General features: G+C 59.1%; 3 protein-coding genes. All 3 read left to right on the top strand.

Going from position 1 to position 1,588, the window contains the following annotated elements:
- Positions 1 to 546: hypothetical protein (locus CK215_RS31590; protein WP_210201707.1), on the top strand; the 546-nt coding region annotated here is incomplete at its 5' end.
- Between the two features lie 7 nt (positions 547 to 553).
- Positions 554 to 1,018 carry a superinfection immunity protein gene (locus CK215_RS31585; RefSeq protein ID WP_170950448.1) on the top strand — a complete coding sequence of 155 codons (465 nt, stop codon included), beginning with the start codon at positions 554 to 556 and terminating at the stop codon, positions 1,016 to 1,018.
- 93 nt (positions 1,019 to 1,111) lie between these two features.
- The gene (locus tag CK215_RS30525) at positions 1,112 to 1,585 is read left to right on the top strand and encodes a hypothetical protein (protein WP_095833143.1); all 474 of its coding nucleotides are present in this window, start codon (positions 1,112 to 1,114) and stop codon (positions 1,583 to 1,585) included.
- Positions 1,586 to 1,588: the final 3 nt, after the last annotated feature.

Genomic DNA, 1,588 nt, shown 5'->3' with positions numbered 1-1,588 from the left:
CTGGAAGCGCGGGTATGGTCCGCTGCCCTCGGCTCGGAATGGGCGCCAGCCAGCCAGACGAAATTCAAGGACAGTGCTTCTGTAGCCCCGCCGATTTTGCCGCCTCCGTTACCCGGCGCGCAGCCAAGCCCGGCGCCCACGGCGGCAGTGCCTCAACCTTCTGCTGCGCGCAAAAAAGCGGAGGCGCCGGGTATCAGCTCGTACTGTGCTGAGGTGATTGCCTTCTCACCGCTGGCCATGCTGCTTGTCGATGTCACCGCCAAGGCAGCCAAAGTGGATCCAAGTGCTGGCGACTTCAACAACGCCTCTCAGCTCTGGTGGACGCTGGCCGTCATCGTGGTGTGCGTCCTGGACGTCAGGCAGCTCAATCGCAAAGGGCTCAATCCAGGCAACCGATGGATTACGCCCTTCGTGCTGCTCTCGCCGGTCGGGTATTTTTGGCGAAGGGCCGCAATCGTCGGCGGCGGCTGGCGCTATCTATGGCTCTGGCTCGGCTGCGCGGTGGTGGGTTTCGCGGGAGAGCTCGCTTTCGTCATTGACGGGTGAGCAGGCAATGAACCTCGCCTCCAAACGCACCCGGCACCACAAGGTTGATATGAACGATACGCAATCCGAATTGCTGACGCTTCTGCTGGTCGCAACGATCATCTTCCTCATTCCGACCATCATCGCCTTCCTGCGGCGCCACCCGAACCGATGGGTGATCTTCCTGCTCAACACCTTTCTCGGGGCCACGGGCATCGTTTGGTTCGGCTGCTTGATCTGGGCGTGCAAGGCCATCCACATCACTGCTGACCCAAGAGGAACCAACGGCGGTGAATCCGGCCTCAACCTGACCGCCAATGACGTCGTATGGGTGCGTTTTGAGAACGTCGCTCCGCTGTCACCGCCGGTCTCGCGATTGCCAAGCGAGGACATGCTCAATCGGCTGGAACGCCTAAAAAAGTTGCGCGACGACGGTGCCATCGACGCTGATCAATTCGAACGTATGCGCGCTGGGGTCTTCAAGGCGGGATAATGCCGAGCTCCAAAGGCTTATCAAAAACCGATCTCAATCCGCACCGTTTCCGATCAAACAGTTCGTCTGGTCAGTGCTCCTTGGAGGACTTCAATGCTAAGGGCTATCTGCCTCACCTTAGGGCTCGCCACCGTCTTCGTGCTTGGCGCCACCACCGCACACCTCCAAGCAGCACCCAACATCAGCGTCATGTCTTTGCCCTATGTCGGCTGGCAAGTGGACATTCCCTTCGATGACAATGGAACCGGCAAGATCAAGATAAAGCCCGACACTAAGGGAGGCCGGCAGATTGCTGCCGCCGCGGCATTCTACAGCCTGGAATTCTGCAAGAAATGGTATTGGGAGCTGAGCGGTCCGGCGCGCGATTACATCGCCAGAGCAAAGCGGTCCGATCCACCCGAGTTCACTGCGCTGCAGCGCTCTATTCGCCGCGCTATGCACAAACTCGGTCTAAGACAGGATTTCGATACCTGCGTGATGCTCACTGACCCATACCAGGCTGGCGGAGATCTCGCCGTGCTTATGCCGTGGGGCAAAAACGGCTTTTATCCGGAGCATGATCAATAGCAT

Origin of the sequence: Mesorhizobium sp. WSM3864 (assembly GCF_002294955.1) — a bacterium.
In the GTDB taxonomy this organism is placed as follows: Bacteria; Pseudomonadota; Alphaproteobacteria; order Rhizobiales; family Rhizobiaceae; genus Mesorhizobium.
The sequence above is the reverse complement of the archived record's forward strand: the minus strand, read 5'-3'. Positions and strand labels throughout refer to the sequence as shown.

Bases quoted from the DNA above. Each gene is read 5' to 3' on its own strand.
- CK215_RS30525 (WP_095833143.1), top strand. From the start codon at position 1,112: ATGCTAAGGGCTATCTGCCTCACCTTAGGGCTCGCCACCGTCTTCGTG.
- CK215_RS31585 (WP_170950448.1), top strand. From the start codon at position 554: ATGAACCTCGCCTCCAAACGCACCCGGCACCACAAGGTTGATATGAAC.